20 protein-coding genes are annotated in these 19,121 nt (G+C 71.3%); 12 read left to right on the top strand and 8 right to left on the bottom strand.

The features are described from left to right. Positions 1 to 124: 124 nt before the first annotated feature. The 3 genes from DEJ30_RS04650 to DEJ30_RS04660 are packed head-to-tail and all read right to left on the bottom strand — an operon-like array spanning position 125 to position 2,609. Positions 125 to 394 carry a protealysin inhibitor emfourin gene (locus tag DEJ30_RS04650; protein WP_110859258.1) on the bottom strand — a complete coding sequence of 90 codons (270 nt, stop codon included), beginning with the start codon at positions 392 to 394 and terminating at the stop codon, positions 125 to 127. Between the two features lie 29 nt (positions 395 to 423). Next, complete coding sequence (locus tag DEJ30_RS04655) at positions 424 to 1,473, bottom strand: M4 family metallopeptidase (RefSeq protein WP_110859259.1); 1,050 nt, start codon at positions 1,471 to 1,473, stop codon at positions 424 to 426. Between the two features lie 59 nt (positions 1,474 to 1,532). Next, positions 1,533 to 2,609: a glycoside hydrolase family 6 protein gene (locus tag DEJ30_RS04660; RefSeq protein ID WP_181420005.1), complete on the bottom strand. Its 1,077-nt coding sequence runs from the start codon at positions 2,607 to 2,609 to the stop codon at positions 1,533 to 1,535. 182 nt (positions 2,610 to 2,791) lie between these two features. On the opposite strand from DEJ30_RS04660, the gene DEJ30_RS04665 reads away from it, so the two are divergent. The 3 genes from DEJ30_RS04665 to DEJ30_RS04675 all read left to right on the top strand — a co-directional run bounded on the left by DEJ30_RS04665 (position 2,792) and on the right by DEJ30_RS04675 (position 4,540). Next, entirely contained in the window at positions 2,792 to 3,241 is a 450-nt protein-coding gene (locus DEJ30_RS04665) for a VanZ family protein (RefSeq protein WP_110859261.1), read from the top strand. 100 nt (positions 3,242 to 3,341) lie between these two features. Next, positions 3,342 to 3,611 (top strand): 30S ribosomal protein S15, encoded by a 270-nt coding sequence (gene rpsO, locus DEJ30_RS04670; RefSeq protein ID WP_017885935.1) that lies wholly within the window; start codon positions 3,342 to 3,344, stop codon positions 3,609 to 3,611. A 311-nt stretch (positions 3,612 to 3,922) separates the two neighbouring features. Then, the gene (locus tag DEJ30_RS04675; protein WP_110859262.1) at positions 3,923 to 4,540 is read left to right on the top strand and encodes a CE1759 family FMN reductase; all 618 of its coding nucleotides are present in this window, start codon (positions 3,923 to 3,925) and stop codon (positions 4,538 to 4,540) included. A gap of 20 nt (positions 4,541 to 4,560) precedes the next feature. Here DEJ30_RS04675 and DEJ30_RS04680 read toward each other — a convergent pair whose 3' ends face one another. After that, positions 4,561 to 5,766 carry a hypothetical protein gene (locus tag DEJ30_RS04680; RefSeq protein ID WP_110859263.1) on the bottom strand — a complete coding sequence of 402 codons (1,206 nt, stop codon included), beginning with the start codon at positions 5,764 to 5,766 and terminating at the stop codon, positions 4,561 to 4,563. Positions 5,767 to 6,047: 281 nt separating this feature from the next. On the opposite strand from DEJ30_RS04680, the gene DEJ30_RS04685 reads away from it, so the two are divergent. Further along, positions 6,048 to 8,327 (top strand): polyribonucleotide nucleotidyltransferase, encoded by a 2,280-nt coding sequence (locus DEJ30_RS04685; RefSeq protein WP_110859264.1) that lies wholly within the window; start codon positions 6,048 to 6,050, stop codon positions 8,325 to 8,327. A gap of 201 nt (positions 8,328 to 8,528) precedes the next feature. Here the strand turns inward: DEJ30_RS04685 and DEJ30_RS04690 are convergent, their stop codons facing one another. Both DEJ30_RS04690 and DEJ30_RS04695 read right to left on the bottom strand, forming a co-directional pair. Beyond that, the gene (locus DEJ30_RS04690; protein WP_110859265.1) at positions 8,529 to 9,056 is read right to left on the bottom strand and encodes a YbhB/YbcL family Raf kinase inhibitor-like protein; all 528 of its coding nucleotides are present in this window, start codon (positions 9,054 to 9,056) and stop codon (positions 8,529 to 8,531) included. Between the two features lie 170 nt (positions 9,057 to 9,226). Next, positions 9,227 to 9,874, bottom strand: a complete 648-nt coding sequence (locus tag DEJ30_RS04695) for a TetR/AcrR family transcriptional regulator (protein ID WP_110859266.1) — start codon at positions 9,872 to 9,874, stop codon at positions 9,227 to 9,229. A gap of 251 nt (positions 9,875 to 10,125) precedes the next feature. Between DEJ30_RS04695 and DEJ30_RS04700 the strand changes: the two genes are divergently transcribed. Together DEJ30_RS04700 and DEJ30_RS04705 are read left to right on the top strand one after the other, a co-directional pair. Beyond that, on the top strand, positions 10,126 to 11,460 hold the full coding sequence (locus DEJ30_RS04700) for a pitrilysin family protein (RefSeq protein ID WP_110859267.1): 1,335 nt from the start codon (positions 10,126 to 10,128) through the stop codon (positions 11,458 to 11,460). A 9-nt stretch (positions 11,461 to 11,469) separates the two neighbouring features. Further along, positions 11,470 to 12,072, top strand: a complete 603-nt coding sequence (locus DEJ30_RS04705; protein ID WP_027464756.1) for a histidine phosphatase family protein — start codon at positions 11,470 to 11,472, stop codon at positions 12,070 to 12,072. A 49-nt stretch (positions 12,073 to 12,121) separates the two neighbouring features. On the opposite strand, the gene DEJ30_RS04710 is transcribed toward DEJ30_RS04705, so the two are convergent. Further along, the gene (locus DEJ30_RS04710; protein ID WP_110859268.1) at positions 12,122 to 12,643 is read right to left on the bottom strand and encodes a GNAT family N-acetyltransferase; all 522 of its coding nucleotides are present in this window, start codon (positions 12,641 to 12,643) and stop codon (positions 12,122 to 12,124) included. Positions 12,644 to 12,666: 23 nt separating this feature from the next. Between DEJ30_RS04710 and DEJ30_RS04715 the strand changes: the two genes are divergently transcribed. Together DEJ30_RS04715 and DEJ30_RS04720 are read left to right on the top strand one after the other, a co-directional pair. Continuing rightward, positions 12,667 to 13,413, top strand: coding sequence for a 4-hydroxy-tetrahydrodipicolinate reductase (locus DEJ30_RS04715; RefSeq protein ID WP_258369817.1), 747 nt, complete (start codon positions 12,667 to 12,669; stop codon positions 13,411 to 13,413). Between the two features lie 15 nt (positions 13,414 to 13,428). Beyond that, on the top strand, positions 13,429 to 13,893 hold the full coding sequence (locus tag DEJ30_RS04720; protein WP_110859270.1) for a tetratricopeptide repeat protein: 465 nt from the start codon (positions 13,429 to 13,431) through the stop codon (positions 13,891 to 13,893). A gap of 19 nt (positions 13,894 to 13,912) precedes the next feature. Here DEJ30_RS04720 and DEJ30_RS04725 read toward each other — a convergent pair whose 3' ends face one another. Next, entirely contained in the window at positions 13,913 to 14,827 is a 915-nt protein-coding gene (locus DEJ30_RS04725; protein WP_110859271.1) for a TIGR01777 family oxidoreductase, read from the bottom strand. Between the two features lie 38 nt (positions 14,828 to 14,865). Here DEJ30_RS04725 and DEJ30_RS04730 point away from each other — a divergent pair, with 38 nt between their 5' ends. The 4 genes from DEJ30_RS04730 (at position 14,866) to DEJ30_RS04745 (ending at position 19,070) form a co-directional block, all read left to right on the top strand. Beyond that, complete coding sequence (locus DEJ30_RS04730; protein ID WP_110859272.1) at positions 14,866 to 15,696, top strand: thymidylate synthase; 831 nt, start codon at positions 14,866 to 14,868, stop codon at positions 15,694 to 15,696. Further along, on the top strand, positions 15,696 to 16,184 hold the full coding sequence (locus DEJ30_RS04735; protein ID WP_110859273.1) for a dihydrofolate reductase: 489 nt from the start codon (positions 15,696 to 15,698) through the stop codon (positions 16,182 to 16,184). Before DEJ30_RS04730 ends, DEJ30_RS04735 begins: the two co-directional genes overlap by 1 nt. Before the next feature lie 182 nt (positions 16,185 to 16,366). Then, positions 16,367 to 17,344, top strand: coding sequence for a 4-hydroxy-tetrahydrodipicolinate synthase (dapA, locus tag DEJ30_RS04740; RefSeq protein WP_110859371.1), 978 nt, complete (start codon positions 16,367 to 16,369; stop codon positions 17,342 to 17,344). 49 nt (positions 17,345 to 17,393) lie between these two features. Beyond that, a complete protein-coding gene (locus tag DEJ30_RS04745; RefSeq protein ID WP_110859274.1) occupies positions 17,394 to 19,070 on the top strand; it encodes a ribonuclease J in 1,677 nt (558 codons plus the stop codon). Positions 19,071 to 19,121: the final 51 nt, after the last annotated feature.

A 19,121-nucleotide genomic window follows, 5' to 3' on the forward strand; every position in this document is an offset into this window, starting at 1 on the left:
TCGTGAGCAGGAACGGTCGGGCCCGCCGGTCCCACGCGACCGTTCCTGCGCACGATCGATGGGTGGTGGCGTCACCGCGGGGCGGACAGGAGGCCCGGTGCGGGCCCGCCACGGGCCTCCCGGCTCAGGTCGGGTCGCCCTCGGAGCGCACACGCGCGACCAGGTCGGCCCACGGACCGTCGAGGCGGCGACCCGGGATCGTCACGGTGGTGCGCTCGACGGTGATCGTCCAGTTGAAGTCGTCGGGGACGGGCGGTGCCGTCGGCGCCGGGGTGCGCTGCAGCGCATCGACGACGTCGGACCACGCCGTGGGGTCGCCGCTCGTGTCGGTGTCGACCCGCCAGCGCCGTGTGGTGCCGGCGAAGCCACCGGAGCGGCGGACCTCGATGCGCATGCCCCCGACGCTACGCCCGGGTGGCGCGATCAGTCGAGCACGCCCACCCGCTGCCAGGCCTGACGCACCGCGGTCTGCTCGGCGGAGCCGTCCCCGAACCGTCGCCCGGCCGCGTCGACGGTGACGGTGGCGAAGCCCGCGAAGTCGACCGAGGCAGTCACCTCGGGCGACGTCAGGGCGTCCCACCAGACGGCACCGGCGCCCAGCCAGGCGGGGCCGCCGATGGCCGTGGCCACCAGGAAGAACGCGTGGTTCGGGATGCCGGAGTTCGTGTGGACGCCGCCGGCGTCGTCGGTGGTGACGACGAACCCGTCCATGGTCGCCGGTTGCGGGTCCTTCCCGAGCACCGGGTCGTCGTACGCGGTACCGGGGGCGCGCATCGACCGGAGCGCGTCGCCCTGCACGGCGTCGGTGAACAGCCCCTCGCCGATGAGCCAGCTCGCCTGCTCCGCCGTCTGCCCCGCCGCGTACTGGGCGACCAGGGAGCCGAAGACGTCGCTGATCGACTCGTTGAGGGCGCCCGACTGGCCCTGGTAGGTCAGGTCGGCGGTGTACTGCGTGACGCCGTGCGCGAGCTCGTGGCCGATGACGTCGAGCGCGACGGTGAAGCGGCGGAACACCTCGTCGTCGCCGTCGCCGAACACCATCCGGCTGCCGTCCCAGTAGGCGTTGTCGTAATCCTGGCCGTAGTGCACGGTCGCGTCGAGGGGGAGTCCGGCACCGTCGATCGACACCCGCTCGAAGACCTCGAGCCAGAAGGCGTGCGTGGCGCCCAGGCCCGCGTAGGCCTCGTCGACCGCGGCGTCACCGGAGTCGGCGTCGCCCTCGCGCCGGACGACGGTGCCGGGCAGCGTCGTGGTGCCGTGCGCGTCGGTGATCGTCCGCTGCGGGGAGCGGTCGACGGCACCGCTGACGCCGCGCGGTGCGACCAGGTGCTCGTGCTTCGGCGCCTGCACGGCGTCGAGCGAGGCCAGTGCGGTGCGTGCCGCCGAGGCCGCCCGGGGGAATGCCTGGGCGTCGGCGACGGCGCGGAGCAGGTAGGGCGGGACGACGGAGCGGATGCGGTCGGTCGCGGTCATGCGCACATGCAACCACCGGGCACCGACACGGTCCTGCGCGGGCCGTCTCCGTGACGTGGTCAGTCGCGCTTGCGGTGCTCGACCAGGGCCAGCGCGTACGACTCCCACCACTGGCCGGCAGCGGGGCCGCCGTTGCAGGTGCCGTCGCTGAGCCCCGGCGTCTTCACCCAGAGCAGGGCGTCGAGCCGGGTGCTGCCGCCGGTGACGTGCGGCTCCTGGCCGAGGCCGGCGCCCTCGGGGTTGCACCAGGTTCCCCGCCACCCCTGCCCGTTGCGGGAGACGTCGACGACGAAGTGCGGGTCGCCACCGATCGCGTCGGCGAGCTCGTCCGCGTACGCGCGCTCCTGGTCGACGCGGTAGAAGTTCGACACGTTCGTGAAGAAGCCCTGCACCTCGTCGACGCCGGCCTGCCGCAGCCAGTCCGCCATGGTGGCGCTGGGCACACGGTTCTCGTTGCCGCCGTCCAGGTACACGGTGAGCCCGTGGCCGGTCAGCGCGTCGACGGCCTTCCGCAGCAGGGGCAGGCGTGCGTCGCGCAGTCGCTCGCAGTTCTGGATCTGGGCGATCGAGTCGGGTTCGACGAGCACGACGGCGTGCGAGCCGGCCATCGCCCGGACGGCGGACCGGACCCACGGCAGGTAGGCGTCGTCCTCGGTGCCGCCCTTGGAGTAGCTGCCGCAGTCGCGGTCCGGGATGTTGTAGAGGACGAACACGGGGGTGCCGCCACGTTCCTCCGCCGTGCTGACCACCGACCGGATCGTCGAGCGGGTCTCGGCCCGCGAGGTGTTCGTCAGCCAGGTCGCGATCGGCTGGTCGGCGATCACGGCGATCTGCTCGGCGGTCGCGGCGTCGCCCTCGGCCCGTGCCTGTCGCTCGCGGATGCCGGCCTGGTTCACGGCGGTCGGCTGGCGCGCGAGCCCGCCCGGGAACGCCTCGGCCGCGGTCTTCCGCTCGGCGACGGTGCGCCCGCTCGGGGTGGCGTCGCCGTCCGGCTGGCCGCCGTTCCACGGGCCGACGACCACGAGCGTCGTGACGACCGCGGCGACGACGACGGCGGCGACGGTGATCCACCCCCACTGCCGCAGGCCGCCGGTGCGGTTGCGGCGTGGGGTGTCGGGTGCCTCGTGCTCCGGCATGCTGCGGTGCTCCTGATCTGCCCGTGCGGTGTCGGTGGTGTGGGCACCGATCGCGCCCCGACCCATGCTGACAGGTGCGGGGGAGTCCTGACCAGCGCCGATGCGCGATCCCCCAGGAGTCGTACCGCCCGCTGACAGGAGCGCTCCAGCGACCGGCCAGGACCGTGCAGCACACTGTCCGGATGTTCCGTCGACTCCTCCTCCTCGCCCTGACCGCGGGCTACGCCTGGGTGATCTGGCGGATGACGCTGACCCCGCAGGTCTTCACCTCGGCCCAGAACTCGCTCGTGCTGCATGCGATCGCCTGGGTGCAGCAGCTGCCGCACGGTGCGTGGTTCACGTACGAGCGCACCGAGTTCCTCGCCAACATCGCGATGTTCGTGCCGGTGGGGGTGCTCGCGGCGCTGTGGCTGCCCCGGCGCTGGTGGATCCTCGGCGCGCTCGTCGCGGTCGCGCTGTCCACGGGCATCGAGTTCGCGCAGGCCACCTACCTGCCGTACCGCGTCGCGGACCCGCGCGACGTGCTGTCGAACGGCCTCGGCGGACTGCTCGGCGCGACGCTGGTCGGACTCGTCCGCAGTCTGCTGCCGGAGCGTCGCCGACGACGCCGTCTGCGCCCCAGGACCGCCTAGGACTCTGGTAGTCTTGTGCGGTTGCCGTCGAACGGCCGCGGACAAAGAGCGCTCGTGCATCAGGCACGGGCACCGCGCAACGGACAGGAAGGGGATCACCATGGCACTTGACGCACAGGTCAAGCAGGAGATCATCGAAGAGTACGCGACCCACCCGGGCGACACCGGATCCCCCGAGGTCCAGGTCGCAGTTCTGACGCGTCGCATCAACGACCTGAACGAGCACCTCAAGGAGCACAAGCACGACCACCACTCGCGTCGTGGCCTGCTCCTCATGGTCGGTCAGCGTCGCCGTCTCCTCGGTTACCTCTCCGACGTCGACATCGCCCGCTACCGCACGCTCATCGAGCGCCTCGGCCTGCGTCGCTAGTCGACCGACACACGCTTGACCGAACGCCCCGGACCTCTTCGTGAGGACCGGGGCGTTCTTCGTTCCCGGGGTGTTCGACGCTCGGTGGCGGCCCTGCTCCGTCCTCGGTCGGTCACGACACGTCGCCCGCGCTCGTGCGGCGGTCACGATTCGTCGATTACCGCGGTCTCACGCGACACTTCGCGACCGCTCCGCAGTCAGCACGCGGGGAGTCGTGACCGATCGGCACGCCGCTCGGCGCGGGAATGGTTGCGACGACGACCCGGTTGGATGCTATGTTCATGCAAACGCATCGAAAGTCGGGAAGCATCATGACCACCATCGCCGTCGTCTCCGCCGGACTCTCCGAGCCCAGCTCCACCCGCCTGCTCGCCGACCGTCTCGGGGAGGCCGCCGTCGCATCGCTCGTCGCCGAGGGCACCCCGGCACACGTCGTGCACGTCGAGCTCCGGCCGCTCGCGCACGAGATCACCGACGCGATGCTCACCGGCTTCGCGGCCCCGGCGCTCTCCGCAGCGATGGCCGCCGTGGTCGAGGCCGACGCCGTCGTGTTCGTCACGCCGATCTTCACCGCGGGCGTCAGCGGACTGGCGAAGTCGTTCCTGGACGTGCTCGACAAGGACTCGATGGCCGACATGCCCGTCCTGCTCGGTGCCACCGGCGGGACCTCGCGCCACTCCCTCGCGATCGACCACGCCCTCCGGCCGGTCTTCGCGTACCTGCGCGCGGCGATCGCCCCCACCGGGGTCTTCGCCGCGACCGACGACTGGGGGACCGACGGTGACGCGGCCGCCCTGGACGGTCGCATCCGCCGGGCCGGAGCCGATCTGGCCTGGGCGATCCGGGCCTCCAGGCGGGCCCCGCAGGAAGCCGACGCGCTCCCCGCGACCCCGGACTTCGCGAGCCTGCTCGGCGGTCTCGGCCACTGACCGTCGGTCCCGCCGCCGGCTCAGTACCAGTGCGGGTTGACGCTCATCTCGTGGCCCCACGCGCCGCAGGGTGAGCCGTAGGCGCTCTTGATGTACGCGAGCCCCCAGTCGATCTGCGTGTTCGCGTTGGTGCGCCAGTCGGCTCCGGCGACCGCCATCTTCTCGGCCGGCAGCGACTGCGGGATCCCGTAGGCGCCGCTCGAGGCGTTCAGGGCGTTCGCCCGCCACCCGGACTCCTGCGTCCAGAGCGACACCAGGCACGAGAACTGGTCGGAGCCCCACCCGTACGACCCGAGCGCGCTCCGTGCGTAGGCCTGTGCGGCCGTGGGGTCCACGGCGACGCCCCCGGTGCTCGGGTAGGACGAGCCGGTGCCGCCGCTCGTCGCGCCGCCGCTGCCGGCGTTCGCCGCGGCAGTGTTCGCCGCAGCCTCGGCCGCCGCCGCTGCGGCCCGCTTGCGCTGCTGCTCCGCCTTCTGCGCGGCGACCCGCTGGCCGAGCTCGTACCCGGCCTCCTGCTTCGCGGTGCTGTCCTTGAGCGACGCGAGCTGCGCGTACAGCTCGTCGCTGTGCTGCTCCGTCGACTCGACGGCGGCGTCCGCCGCCTGTTCCGCCGCCTTCGCCGCGGCCGAGCGTTCCTCGGCCGCCTGTGCGCGCGTCGCGCGTTCCGTCTCGGCCCGCTCGGCCTGCTCGTGCAGCGACGACGCCGTGCCGGCCGCGACGGACGCCTCGTCCATGACGCCGGACCAGGTCTCCGACAGCTGGTCGAGCGCGCCGAGCTGGTAGAGCAGCTGGTCGGGGTTCTCCGCGGTCGCGATGCGGGTGGTCATCTGGTTCGTGCTGCCGTCGCGGTACAGGTTCGCGGCCAGTTGGCCGGCCCGCTGCTGGGCACGGTCCGCCGTCTCGCTCGCGTGCTGCGCCTGGGCCTGGAGGCTCGTGGCGGCCTGGGCGGCCGCCGCCGACTCCGCCTCGGCCGCGTCCGCCTTCGACGAGGCCACCAGGGCGGCCTGGGACTTCGCGGCTGCTTCGTCCTGCGCCGACTGCAGTGCAGCCTGCACCTTCTGCACCTCGGCGCGCTTCGCGGTCTCGTTGCCCTTGGCGCGCTGGACGTCCTGCCACGTGGGGTACTCGGTGGCGTTCGCGGGGGCAGCGGTCAGGGCCGGGGCGACGAGCGCGCCGACGACCACGGCGGCCGCGACGAGCACGCCCCGTGAGGGGGTGAGACGCATGGCGGCAGGCTACCGATGTTCACCAGCAGTCCAGCGAGCCGCGCCGCCCACAGCCTGAGGACTGGTAAAGTCCATCGTGTCCGAGGACTCATTCCCCGGACGTCACACACAACACTGCGCAGGCCGGGCACGGAGCTGGTCATCGGTGGTGGCTCGCGGGCCGGAACGGTTTCCCGAGTGCTTCTACTGCTGGCCAGACATGCGTCCGGAACGATCGGCGCGCACGCACCATCGAGTGCCGTCGCCATGGCCTGCCGGAAACACATCAAGGAGGCGCCCTTTTGGAGGGTCCCGAGATCAAGTTCGCCGAAGCCGTCATCGACAACGGCAAGTACGGCAAGCGCACCGTCCGGTTCGAGACCGGTCGGCTCGCACAGCAGGCCCAGGGCGCGGTCGCCGCGTACCTGGACGAGGAAACGATGCTCCTCTCGGCCACCAGCGCCGGCAAGCACCCGCGTGAGGGCTTCGACTTCTTCCCGCTGACCGTCGACGTCGAGGAGCGCTCCTACGCCGCCGGCAAGATCCCCGGTTCGTTCTTCCGCCGTGAAGGCCGTCCGTCGACCGAGGCCATCCTCGTGTGCCGTCTCATCGACCGGCCGCTGCGTCCGTCGTTCGTCGACGGCCTGCGCAACGAGGTGCAGATCGTCATCACCGTCCTGAGCATCGCTCCGGACGAGTTCTACGACGCGCTGGCGATCAACGCCGCGTCCGCGTCGACGCAGATCTCCGGTCTGCCGTTCTCCGGCCCGATCGCCGGTGTGCGCCTCGCGCTCATCGGTGACCAGTGGGTCGCGTTCCCGAAGGCCTCGCAGCTCGCCGACGCCGTGTTCGACCTGACCGTCGCCGGTCGTGTCGTCACGGACGAGGCCGGCAACGAGGACGTCGCGATCATGATGGTCGAGGCCGAAGCCACCGAGCACGCCTGGGACCTCATCCAGGGCGGCGCCACCAAGCCCGACGAGGCCATCGTCGCCCAGGGCCTCGAGGCGGCGAAGCCGTTCCTCAAGTCCCTCGTCGACGCCCAGGCCAAGCTCGCCGCGCAGTCGGCCAAGGAGATCCAGGACTACCCGGTCTTCCCGCCCTACGCGCCCGAGGTCTACTCGGCCGTCGAGGCCCTCGCGCTCTCCGAGCTCGGTGACGTCTACAAGATCGCCGCCAAGACCGAGCGTCAGGACGCCGACGACGCGCTCAAGTCGCGCGTCAAGGAGGCCATCGCCGCCAAGGTCGAGGCCGGCGAGCTGCCGACCGAGGCCAACGGCCAGGTCAGCGCCGCGTACAAGTCGGTCACGAAGAAGGTCGTCCGCGGCCGCATCCTGACCGAGCAGGTCCGCATGGACGGTCGCGGCCTCGCCGACATCCGTCCGCTCGACGCCGAGGTCGCCGTGATCCCGCGCGTCCACGGTTCGGCGATCTTCCAGCGTGGCGAGACGCAGATCCTCGGCGTCACCACGCTGAACATGCTCAAGATGGAGCAGCAGATCGACTCGCTGTCGCCCGTCACGAAGAAGCGCTACCTGCACCACTACAACTTCCCGCCCTACTCGACCGGTGAGACCGGCCGTGTCGGTTCGCCGAAGCGTCGCGAGATCGGGCACGGCTTCCTCGCCGAGCGCGCCCTCGTGCCGGTGCTGCCCTCGCGCGACGAGTTCCCCTACGCCATCCGTCAGGTCTCCGAGGCGCTCAGCTCCAACGGCTCGACCTCGATGGGTTCCGTCTGCGCCTCGACCCTGTCGCTGCTCAACGCCGGTGTGCCCCTCAAGGCCCCGGTCGCCGGCATCGCGATGGGCCTGGTCTCCGACACCGTCGACGGTCAGACCCGCTACGCGGCCCTGACCGACATCCTCGGCGCGGAAGACGCCCTCGGCGACATGGACTTCAAGGTCGCCGGTACCTCGGAGTTCGTCACCGCGATCCAGCTCGACACCAAGCTCGACGGCATCCCGTCGACGGTGCTCGACGCGGCGCTCAAGCAGGCCAAGGAGGCCCGCTCGGCCATCCTCGGTGTGCTGAACGAGGCCATCGACGCCCCCGACGAGATGGCGGACACCGCTCCTCGCGTCATCTCGGTGCAGATCCCCGTCGACAAGATCGGCGAGCTGATCGGCCCGAAGGGCAAGACGATCAACGGCATCCAGGACACCACCGGTGCCGACATCTCGATCGAGGACAACGGCACCGTCTACATCGGCGCCGTCGACGGTCCGTCGGCCGAGGCTGCTCGTGCCCAGGTCAACGCGATCGCCAACCCGACCAACCCGGAGATCGGGGACCAGTTCCTCGGCACCGTCGTGAAGATCGCCACCTTCGGCGCCTTCGTGTCGCTGCTCCCGGGCCGTGACGGTCTGCTCCACGTCTCCGAGGTGCGCAAGCTCGCCGGTGGCAAGCGTGTGGAGAACGTCGAGGACGTGCTCGGCGTCGGCCAGAAGGTCCTGGTCGAGGTCACCAAGGTGGACGACCGCGGCAAGCTGTCGCTCGCGCCGGTCGTGGCCGACGAGACCGAGGGTGACTCCACCTCGGCCGAGACGGTCCGCGCCCACGCCGAGGACCCGGCCGAGGGCTGATCCGCTTTCGCGTCCTGACGCACGAACGGCCGCCGTCCCTTCCGGGGCGGCGGCCGTTCGCCGTTGCGGGGGCGTGCGTGCCTTGGCCGCGTGCGTGCGTTGGCCGCGTGCGTGCTTTCGCGGCCAACGACACCTCACGGGCACGGCGCCGCGTGAACTGTCGTTGGCCGCGAAAGATCGCGGCGCGGTGCCGCGTGCCGGTCAGGCCGCGGGGGTCTCCTGCGTGCCCATGAGCTGCGCGCGCCCGAGCAGGTGCCCGCGGAGCATGAAGCCCACGACCGCGGGGGTTGCGTCGGCGGGGACCTCGAGCACGGGGACGTCGAGGGCGCTCAGCGTGAAGAAGTAGCGGTGCACACCGTGGCCCGCGGGCGGTGCTGCCCCGAGGAACGTGTCCGTGCCGAACTCGTTGCGGCGGCGGAGTGCCTCGGCGGGCAGCAGGGCGTCGTCGGTGCCGGCGCCTGCGGGGAGCGAGGTCGCCGAGCCCGGGATGTCGCTCAGGCTCCAGTGCCAGAAGCCCGAGCCGGTCGGGGCATCGGGGTCGTAGACGGTCAGGACGAAGCTCTTCGTGCCCTCGGGCGCGTCCGACCACTCGAGTGCGGGGGAACGGTCCTCACCGCCGACGTCGGAGCCGCGTGCCGAGGTGGGCAGCTCGCCTCCGTCGGTGAAGTCGGGGCTCGTGAGGGTGAAGGACGGGACGTCGGGCAGGTTCCAGTTGGGGTCGTTGGCCATGACCCAAGCCAACACCCGCCGGCTCGGGCTGCGCTCGGTGCGCGCGCTGGGCTGTGGGAGTTCGCACGCGACGGCCTGGAGGCACGGTGCGGGCCCGCCACGGGCCTCCCGTCCGCCCGCGGTCGCCTCGACAGCCCCGCCAGAGCGACAGATCTGGCGACAGCCGGGCGTCAGCCCGCGAGCACCCGGTCGACCACTCGGTTGAGCGCAGCGGTGGCGGCGATCGCGTCACCGGCGTACGCCCCGGCCATCGCACCGTCACGCGCGAGCATGAGCTCGTCGGCACCGTCGCCGGGCAGGGGGTGTCCGGCCTCCTGCAGCAGGGTCGCGAGTCGCTCGGTGTACCAGTCGCGGTGCACGGCGACGACCTGGCGGACGGGGTCGCGCGGGTCGTGGTACTCGGCGGCGGCGTGCAGGAACGCACAGCCGCGGAACGCCGGGTCGTTGACGTCGTCGGCCAGTGCGGCGACCCACGCACGGACGGCCCGGTCGGGGGAGCCGGCGTCGGCGATCAGCTGCTCCATCCGCTCCTGCACGCGCTCGTGCTGGGTGCGGATGTAGGCGAGGATCAGGTTGTCCTTCGACCCGTAGTGCTTGTAGAACGTCGCCTTCGTGACGCTCGCCTCGGAGATGAGGCGGTCGACGCCGACGCTGTGGATGCCCTCTTCGTAGAAGAGTCGCGTGGCGGTCTCGAGGACACGGACCTTCGCGCCGCCGGAGCGGGGAGTCGGGGGGACGCTCGACCCGTCCGGCGACGCGAGGTTCGTGCTCGGGCCGGGGAGACGCTGGACGGCCGGTTGGGGGGAATCGACCGTCACAGCGTGTACTCCTCGGACTCATCGGCTCCGCGACCGGAGTGGGGGGACTCGGTGGTCGCGCAGGACTGATGTCCCGAGCCGCCGGATCGGAACTTAGGGGGGCTTTCGATCCGGCGTGGCCAACAGTAGCACAAGGAGGACAGACAGACGAGTCGGTCTGTCCACACTTTCTGTACCCCACTTCGAGTGGCACGCGACCGAGACCGGGAAACTGGGCGGGAGGCATCGACGGATCAGTAGGCTCGTCTGCGATGAACCAGCCAGTGCCACTGCCGCTCGGGGCCCCGGACACGTCGTTCCTGACGTCCGGCGGGGCCTTCGTCCGTCGCACCGTGCTGCCCTCGGGTGTCCGTGTGCTGACCGAGGCGGTGCCGGGTGCCGCGTCGACGAGCATCGGGTTCTGGGTCGGCGTCGGTTCGCGTGACGAGCGCGACGGGCAGTTCGGGTCGACCCACTTCCTCGAACACCTGCTCTTCAAGGGCACCGAGACCCGATCGGCGCTCGACATCGCCATCGCGTTCGACTCGGTCGGCGGTGAGCACAACGCCGCGACCGCCAAGGAGTACACCTGCTACTACGCACGGGTCCGGGACACCGACGTCCCGATGGCCGTGAACGTCATCGGTGACATGGTCACCGGTTCGGTGCTCGAACCGGACGCCTTCGCCGTCGAGCGTGGGGTCATCCTCGAGGAACTCGCGATGGCCGCCGACGACCCGGCCGACGTCGCGGGCGAGGCCTTCTTCGCCGCGGCCTTCGGCGGACACCCCCTCGGCCGTCCGATCGGGGGGACCCCGGACAGCATCCGGGCGGTCCAGCGCGACGACGTGCTGGCCCACTACCGCGAGCACTACGCACCGAACGGCATCGTCGTGACCGCCGCCGGTGCCGTCGACCACGACCGGTTCTGCGAACTCGTCGCCGGCGTCTTCCACGACGCCCCCGACGCCGAGCCGCTGCCGCGCCGGACGCCCGAGACCGTGGCCGACCCGGTCGAGGCGAAGCTGTCCGTGGTGCACCGCCCCACCGAACAGGTGAGCATGCTCCGCGGCTCGCAGGGCCTCGACCTGCGCGACGACCGCCGTCCCTCCCTCAGCGTCCTGAACGCCGTGCTCGGTGGGGGCATGAGCTCGCGCCTGTTCCAGGAAGTGCGCGAGCGCCGCGGTCTGGCCTACGCGGTGTCGTCGTTCGCCCCGGCCTACCTGGACAACGGCGCCTTCGGTGTCTACGCGGGCTGCGCGCCGGACAACGTGGCCGGTGTCATCGACATCGTCGACGCCGAGTTCCGCCGGATGGTCGACCACGGCATCACCGACGACGAGCTCCGACGTGCCAAGGGCCAGATCGAGGGCGCGCTGACGCTCTCGCTCGAGGACTCCGACGCCCGCATGACCCGCCTCGGCCGCTCCGAGCTCGGCACCGGCGAGTACACCGACCTGTCGACGGCGCTCGAGCGTGTCGACCGCGTCACGACCGACGGCGTGCTCGAACTCGCGCGCGACCTGCTCACCCGGCCGACGATCACGTCGGTCGTCGGTGCCGTGCAGCAGGACGAACTCGCCGCGGCCATCGGGATCGGCAGCTGAGCAACGGACATGTCGCACTACCTGTACCTCGTCCGACACGGCGAACACCAGGACGCCGAACACGGCCTGCGGGACGGCAAGCTCTCCGAACGCGGCAAGCGTCAGGCGACCCTGATCGCTGACCGTCTCGGCGGTGTGCCCTTCGACGGCGTGTACCACTCGCCGCTCGAGGCCCCGAGCGAGACCGCCGCGTTCCTGTCGCAGCGCCTGCCGTCGATCCAGCCCGAGCCCTCGACGCTGCTGTTCGACTGCATCCCCTCCGGCCCGACCCCGGACATGCCGCACGCCTACCAGGGCTGGTACGGCGGCATCACCGAAGAGGAGATCGTCGCCGGGCAGGCCCAGATGGGCGACGCCGTGTCGGAGTGGTTCACCCCGGCGCGCGAGGACCGGCACGACCTGCTGATCACCCACAACGCCGTGATCGGCTGGTTCGTGCGCGAGGCGTTCCAGGCCCCGGAGTGGCGCTGGATGGGCACGAACGTCGCCCACACCGCGCTCACGATCATCCGGATCCGGTCGGCGAAGCCCGCCGAGGTCGTCACGCTGAACGACCTGGCCCACCTGCCCGTGGAGCTGCGCACCGGTCTGCCGGTCGACCAGCCCGTCTAGCGGCTGCCCGTCCGGTACGCGGCGACGCGGCCGGGAGGCCCGTGGCGGCTCAGGCGATCGGCTCGCGGCCCGTCTCCGTGCGGTCCACCGCCCTGCGGTACCAAGCGGTGGCGTTCGGGTTGTCGTTGAACGGCTCGACCCGCTGGTACCCGCGACCGCGGTACATCGCGCCGGCCGCCACGAGCGAGTCGTTCGTGTCGAGGACGATGCTCGTCGCACCGAGGTCGGCCCCGGCCCGCTCGAGCAGGTCCATCACGGCCGTCGCCACGCCCGTGCCGCGCCCGGCCGGCACCACGAAGACGTGCTTGACCTCGAACCGGACGTCGACGGCACCGGTCGCGTCGACCCCGTCCGCGATCCGACGGAGGCCGCCGCATCCGACCGCGACGCCGTCGTCGTACGCCACCGCGAACACCCCGTTCGGCGGCGTGAACTCGGCCGCGGGGGTGCGCTTCCGCGAGTACGTGCCCTGCGCGCTCGGGAACGTCGCCTCCCGTTCGTCCAGGTACGCATCGAGCAGCGCGTCGACCTCGGGCAGATCGGCCGGCACGGTCCTGACCTCGACTGACATGCGTCGATCCTAGGATGGACCGCATGGTCACTCCCGTCGCCGTCGTCGGCGCCACCGGTCGTCTCGGGGGCCTCGTGGCGTCCGTCGTCGAGGAACTCCCGGAGTTCGAGCTCGTCGCCCGCCTGTCGTCGAAGGACGGCGCGCACGAGGCGCCGCCGTCGGTCTTCGGCGGCGCGGCCCTCGTGGTCGACGTGACGGTGCCGTCGCTCAGCCCGGCGATCGTGGAGAACGCGCTCTCGAGCGGCGCGAACGTGCTCGTCGGCACCTCCGGCTGGTCGCTCGACCGGCTCGCGAAGCTCCGCACCGGGCTGCAGGAACGCCCGGACCAGGGGGTGCTCGTGGTCCCGAACTTCTCGATCGGCTCCGTGCTCGGCACGCACCTGGCGACGATCGCGGCCCCGTGGTTCCCCGCCGCCGAGATCGTCGAGACCCACCACGCCGGCAAGATCGACTCGCCCTCGGGCACCGCGGTGCGCACCGCCGAGCTGATGGCCGACGCGCGGCGCGAGGTCGGTCCCGTGGACGCCCCGCACGTCGACCAGCGCGCCCGCGGCCAGCAGGTCGCCAGCGTGCCCGTCCACTCGCTCCGGCTCCCCGGGGTGAAGGCCGTGCAGGACGTCGTGCTGAGCGGCCCCGGCGAGACGCTGACGATCCGGCACGACACCAACGACGACGTCGCCTACGTCGCGGGCATCCGTGCGGCGCTGGCGAACGTCGTCGCGGCGCGGGGCCTCACCGTGGGCCTCGGCAGCGTCCTCGGCATCGGCTGAGGCATCATGGGTCGGATGGAGCGGGCCGGACGCACGATCCGCTCGCCGTTCTGGGGAGCGGCGCTGATGGCGGTGCTGCTCGCCCTGTACATCGTGCTGGTCGGGCAGCGCGCCGTCGCCTTCATCGCGACCGGGATCCCGATCGGCATCGGCATCGGCGTCGCGCTGTTCGTCGTGGCCGCGATCGGGGCGCTCCTGCTCGTGCTCGAGTTCCGTTTCGGCATCCGCATCACCCGGCTCGGCGGACGGCTCGAGGCCGAGGGCGGCACCCCGGACGACGTCGTCCCGGTTCGGCCGTCGGGCCGACCGATCCGCGACGCCGCCGACGAGCTGTTCCCGCGGTACCGCGACGCGGTCGAGCAGGACCCGGCCGACTGGCGTGCCTGGTACCGGCTCGGCGTGGTCTACGACGCCGCCGGTGACCGCAAGCGTGCGCGATCGGCGATGCGCACCGCCCTGGCGCGCGCCGCCGACCGCTGACCGACCGCCCGGCGTCGGGTCAGAAGACGGCGTCGATCGCGTCCGCAGCCTGCGTGTACCGGAACGTGTAGCCGGACTCGAGCAGCTTCGTGGGGACCATCCGCTGGCTCGACAGGAGCATGTCGTCGGCGGCGTCCCGCAGTGCCAGGCGCAGGGCGAACTCGGGGATCCGGAAGAGGTACGGGCGGTGCAGGACCTCGGCGACGTGCTTCGTGATGCGGTCGGCGACGACGGGCTCAGGACCCGCCAGGTTCACCGGGCCGGAGACGTCCGGGGCCGCGGTCGCCAGGTGCACGATCGCGCCCACCTCGTCCTTGAGCGCGATCCAGGGCCAGTGCTGGCCACCGGTGCCCAGCCGGCTGCCGACGCCGAGCTTGGTCAGCGGCACGAGCGGCGCGAGTGCACCACCGCCCTCGCCGATGACGATGCCCGTGCGGAGCGTGACGACGCGGACCCCGGCGGGAGCGGCGTTCGCGGCTGCTTCCCACGCGGTGCAGACGTCGGCGAGGAAGCCCGTGCCCGGGGCGGCGTCGTCCTGCAGCACGTCGGCCGGGCGGTCGCCGTACACGCCCGAGGCCGAGCCCGACAGGAACAGCGCCGGGGGAGTGGCGGCGTGCCGCATCGCCTCGACCAGGGTGTCGGTGGCGTCGATGCGCGAGCTGCGGATCTCCTTGCGGTAGGCGTCCGTCCACGGCAGCTTGCCGATGTTCGCGCCGGCCAGGTTGATCACCGCGTCGGCGCCGTCGAGGATCGCCGGGTCGAGCGGACGCCGCCCCGGCGCCCAGCGGAACTCGGTGGCGGTGCGCGCTTCGCGGCGGACGAGCGTGGTGACGTGGTGCCCCGCCTCGCGCAGGGCGCGGACGAGGGGCGTTCCGATGAACCCGGACGAGCCGGCCACCAGGATCGAGAGCGGTTGTTCCGTCGTGTCGGGCATGCCCGCAACGCTACTCACACCGACGTAGGCTTCTGTGTGTGACCGACAGCGAGACCGTACAGCCCGACGCCTCCGTCCCGACCCCCTACGAAGACCTGCTCCGCCGGGTCCTGACCGAGGGATCGCCGAAGGGTGACCGCACCGGCACCGGCACCCGCAGCCTGTTCGGCGCGCAGCTCCGCTACGACCTGTCGAAGGGGTTCCCCCTCGTCAGCACGAAGCGCGTGCACTTCAAGTCGGTCGCGTACGAGCTCCTCTGGTTCCTGCGCGGCGAGGGCAACGCGACCTGGCTGCAGGAGCACGGTGTCCGGATCTGGAACGAGTGGGCGGACGCCGACGGCGACCTCGGCCCGGTGTACGGCGTGCAGTGGCGCTCGTGGCCCACCCCCTCGGGTGAGCACGTCGACCAGATCGCCCAGGTCATCGAGCAGATCACGACCAACCCGGACAGCCGTCGGCTCATCGTCTCGGCGTGGAACGTCGCCGACGTGCCGGACATGGCGCTCGCCCCGTGCCACGCGTTCTTCCAGTTCTACGTCAACGACGGCAAGCTCTCGTGCCAGCTCTACCAGCGGAGCGCCGACATGTTCCTCGGCGTCCCGTTCAACATCGCCTCGTACGCGCTGCTGACCCACATGATCGCGGCGCAGACCGGGCTCGAGGTCGGCGACTTCGTCTGGACCGGCGGCGACTGCCACATCTACGACAACCACGTCGAACAGGTCGAGGAGCAGCTGTCCCGCACGGCGTACCCGATGCCGACGCTCGAACTCGCACCGCGCGACTCGATCGACGACTACGAGTACGAGGACTTCACCATCGTGGGCTACGAGCACCACCCGGCGATCAAGGCAGCGGTCGCCGTCTGATGATCGGCATGGTCTGGGCCCGTTCGACCACCGGTGTCATCGGTGCCGACGGCGGCATGCCCTGGCACGTGCCCGAGGACCTGGCGCACTTCAAGCAGGTCACCGGCGACGCGACCGTGCTGATGGGCCGACGCACCTGGGAATCCCTGCCCCAGCGCTTCCGGCCGCTGCCCGGTCGTCGCAACGTCGTGCTCACCCGTGACACGACGTGGACGGCCGACGGCGCCGAGGTCGTGCACGACCTGCAGGCCGCGCTCGACACCGACGAGACCGTCTGGGTCATCGGCGGCGGCCAGGTGTACGACGCCGCACTCGACGCGGCCGACCACGTCTCCGAGACCCTGATCGACGTCGACGTCCCCGGCGACACCGTCGCACCCACGCTCGGCGAGGCGACCGGTTGGACGCTCGCCGACGAGGGTCCCTGGCAGGAGTCCCGGAACGGCGGCACCCGCTACCGGTTCCTCGAGTGGCACCGCAGCGCGTGACCACTCGGAACCAGGTTCCGGACACAGCACCGCGCTGTCCCGTGGTGCGGTGTCCGGAACCTGGTTCCCACCGGGCGTGACCGGCGGGACGGACGTGATCCGGGCCTCCCGGTCGCGCCGCAGGCGGTCCACCGTCCACACGGTCGGCGGTCCTCGCGCGCATCCCCGGTACGCTGGTGCCCGTGTCCCCGCGTGAGAATCCCTTCGGTCAGGTCCTCGTCGCCCTCGTGACCCCGTTCACGGCCGACGGCGAGGTCGACTGGCCCGGCGTCGAGCAGCACATCGACGACTGCATCACCGCCGGCGCCGACGGCATCGTCGTCACCGGCACGACCGGCGAGACGTCGACGCTGACCGACCCGGAGAAGCTCCGTCTGGTCGAGGTCGGCAAGTCCGTCGCCGCCGGTCGCGCGAAGATCATCACGGGCGGTGGCTCGAACGAGACCGCGCACGCGATCCACCTGTACAAGCAGAGCGAGAAGGCCGGCGCGGACGGCGTGATGATCGTCACGCCGTACTACAACAAGCCGACGCAGTCGGGTGTCCTCACCCACTTCCGGATGATCGCGGACGCGACCGACCTGCCGGTGATCCTGTACGACATCCCGGGCCGCACCGGCATCCCGATCACGTACGACACGATCCTGCGCGCGTCGAAGCACCCGAACATCCTCGCCGTGAAGGACGCCAAGGGCGACTTCGCCGAGGTCTCGCGGGTGCTGAACAACACCGATCTCATGTACTTCTCCGGCGACGACACGAACGTGCTCCCGCACCTGTCGATCGGCGCCACCGGCCTGATCGGCGTGACCGCGAACATCACGTCGGCGCCGTACCGCACCATCGTCGACGCCGTGAACCGGGGCGACCTGGCCACCGCGACGGCCGAGCACAGGCGACTCGAGCCGCTCGTCCGCGCCGTGATGACGCACGTTCCCGGTACCGTGGCCGCGAAGTACATCCTGCACGGGCTCGGCCGCATCGGCAGCCCGCGCGTCCGACTGCCGCTCGTCGGCCCCGAGGACTCCGAGGCGTACGCCATCGAGACCTCCCTCGAAGCCGTGCGCGACGTGCCCGGCGCCGACTTCTCGAACTTCCGCCCCGACCGCAACGCGGCGGCCGGCGGTGCACTACCGAAGGTGCCAGGCACCACCCGCTAGCGAACACCGCGGCGCGCAGCACGCGCGTCGCCCGAATCCGTAGGACCGAATGCCCACACAGATCTCCGAACCGCAGCCGCTCGAAGCCGGCACCCTCCGCGTCGTCCCCATCGGGGGCCTCGGCGAGATCGGTCGCAACATGACCGTCTACGAGTACGAGGGCAAGCTGCTCATCGTCGACGCCGGCGTGCTGTTCCCCGAGGAGCACCAGCCCGGTGTCGACCTGATCCTGCCGGACTTCTCGCCGATCCGTGACCGCCTCGACGACGTCCTCGGCGTCGTGCTCACGCACGGCCACGAAGACCACATCGGCGCCGTCCCGTACCTGCTCAAGCTCCGTGACGACATCCCGCTGATCGGCTCCACGCTGACCCTCGCGCTGGTCGAGGCGAAGCTCAAGGAACACCGGATCAAGCCGTACACGCTCGTCGTGGCCGAGGACCAGACCGAGCAGATCGGCCCGTTCCACCTCGAGTTCGTCGCCGTGAACCACTCCATCCCGGACGCGCTCGCCGTCGCGATCACGACCCCCGCCGGTCGTGTGCTGCACACGGGTGACTTCAAGATGGACCAGCTCCCGCTGGACGACCGCATCACCGACCTCCGTGCGTTCGCCCGTCTGGGCGAGGCCGGCGTGGACCTGTTCCTGCCGGACTCCACGAACGCCGACGTGCCGGGCTTCACCGCTCCGGAGCGCGACATCGGCCCGGTGCTCGAGAACATCATCATGCGCGCCCGCAAGAAGGTCGTCGTGGCGAGCTTCTCGTCGCACGTGCACCGTGTGCAGCAGGTCCTCGACGCCGCCGCAGCCGCGAACCGCAAGGTCGCGTTCATGGGGCGCTCGATGATCCGCAACATGACGATCGCCGCCGACCTCGGGTACCTGCGGGTGCCGGAGAACGTGCTCATCGACACGAAGAAGGCGAAGAACGTCCCGGACGACCAGATCGTCTACATGTCGACCGGGTCGCAGGGCGAGCCGATGGCCGTCCTGGCCCGCATGGCGAACCTCGAGCACCAGATCGAGATCGGCGAGGGCGACACCGTCATCCTCGCGTCGTCGCTCATCCCGGGCAACGAGAACGCCGTGTACCGCGTCATCGACGGGCTGACCAAGCTCGGTGCGAAGGTCGTGCACAAGGGCAACGCGAAGGTGCACGTCTCCGGACACGCCTCCGCCGGCGAACTGCTCTACTGCTACAACATCCTGCGGCCGCGCAACGTGCTCCCCGTCCACGGCGAGCACCGCCACCTGTACGCGAACGCCGACCTGGCGATCCAGACGGGTGTCCCGCCGCGCAACGTGATCCTCGGGCAGGACGGCATCGTCGTCGACCTGAAGGACGGTGTCGCGACGGTCGCCGGCCAGCTCGACATCGGCTACGTCTACGTCGACGGCTCCACCGTCGGCGAGATCACCGACGCCGACCTGAAGGACCGCCGCGTCCTGGCGGAAGAGGGCTTCATCTCGATCTTCGCCGCGGTGGACTTCACCACCGGGCAGTGCGTGATCGGCCCGGAGATCCAGTCGCGTGGCTTCGCCGAGGACGACTCCGTGTTCGACGACGTCCGCCCGCAGATCGCCAAGGCGATCTCCGAGGCTGCCGCCAACGGCACGCGCGACTCGCACGCCTTCGCGCAGGTCGTCCGTCGCACGGTCGGTCGCTGGGTGAACACGAAGCACCGTCGTCGTCCGATGATCGTCCCGGTGGTCATCGAGGCGTAGCGCCCGTTCCCGCCCTGGAGGCCCGTCCAGCGTCCGTCACGGACGCTGCGG

Origin of the sequence: Curtobacterium sp. MCPF17_003 (assembly GCF_003224385.1) — a bacterium.
Lineage (GTDB): Bacteria > Actinomycetota > Actinomycetes > Actinomycetales > Microbacteriaceae > Curtobacterium > Curtobacterium flaccumfaciens.

Coding starts and splice junctions, on each gene's coding strand:
- DEJ30_RS04690 (WP_110859265.1), bottom strand. CDS start 9,056: ATGGCCAACGACCCCAACTGGAACCTGCCCGACGTCCCGTCCTTCACC.
- DEJ30_RS04720 (WP_110859270.1), top strand. CDS start 13,429: ATGGAGCGGGCCGGACGCACGATCCGCTCGCCGTTCTGGGGAGCGGCG.
- DEJ30_RS04680 (WP_110859263.1), bottom strand. CDS start 5,766: ATGCGTCTCACCCCCTCACGGGGCGTGCTCGTCGCGGCCGCCGTGGTC.
- DEJ30_RS04675 (WP_110859262.1), top strand. CDS start 3,923: ATGACCACCATCGCCGTCGTCTCCGCCGGACTCTCCGAGCCCAGCTCC.
- DEJ30_RS04700 (WP_110859267.1), top strand. CDS start 10,126: ATGAACCAGCCAGTGCCACTGCCGCTCGGGGCCCCGGACACGTCGTTC.
- DEJ30_RS04660 (WP_181420005.1), bottom strand. CDS start 2,609: ATGCCGGAGCACGAGGCACCCGACACCCCACGCCGCAACCGCACCGGC.
- DEJ30_RS04715 (WP_258369817.1), top strand. CDS start 12,667: ATGGTCACTCCCGTCGCCGTCGTCGGCGCCACCGGTCGTCTCGGGGGC.
- DEJ30_RS04705 (WP_027464756.1), top strand. CDS start 11,470: ATGTCGCACTACCTGTACCTCGTCCGACACGGCGAACACCAGGACGCC.
- DEJ30_RS04745 (WP_110859274.1), top strand. CDS start 17,394: ATGCCCACACAGATCTCCGAACCGCAGCCGCTCGAAGCCGGCACCCTC.
- DEJ30_RS04735 (WP_110859273.1), top strand. CDS start 15,696: ATGATCGGCATGGTCTGGGCCCGTTCGACCACCGGTGTCATCGGTGCC.
- DEJ30_RS04655 (WP_110859259.1), bottom strand. CDS start 1,473: ATGACCGCGACCGACCGCATCCGCTCCGTCGTCCCGCCCTACCTGCTC.
- rpsO (WP_017885935.1), top strand. CDS start 3,342: ATGGCACTTGACGCACAGGTCAAGCAGGAGATCATCGAAGAGTACGCG.
- DEJ30_RS04725 (WP_110859271.1), bottom strand. CDS start 14,827: ATGCCCGACACGACGGAACAACCGCTCTCGATCCTGGTGGCCGGCTCG.
- DEJ30_RS04710 (WP_110859268.1), bottom strand. CDS start 12,643: ATGTCAGTCGAGGTCAGGACCGTGCCGGCCGATCTGCCCGAGGTCGAC.
- DEJ30_RS04650 (WP_110859258.1), bottom strand. CDS start 394: ATGCGCATCGAGGTCCGCCGCTCCGGTGGCTTCGCCGGCACCACACGG.
- DEJ30_RS04665 (WP_110859261.1), top strand. CDS start 2,792: ATGTTCCGTCGACTCCTCCTCCTCGCCCTGACCGCGGGCTACGCCTGG.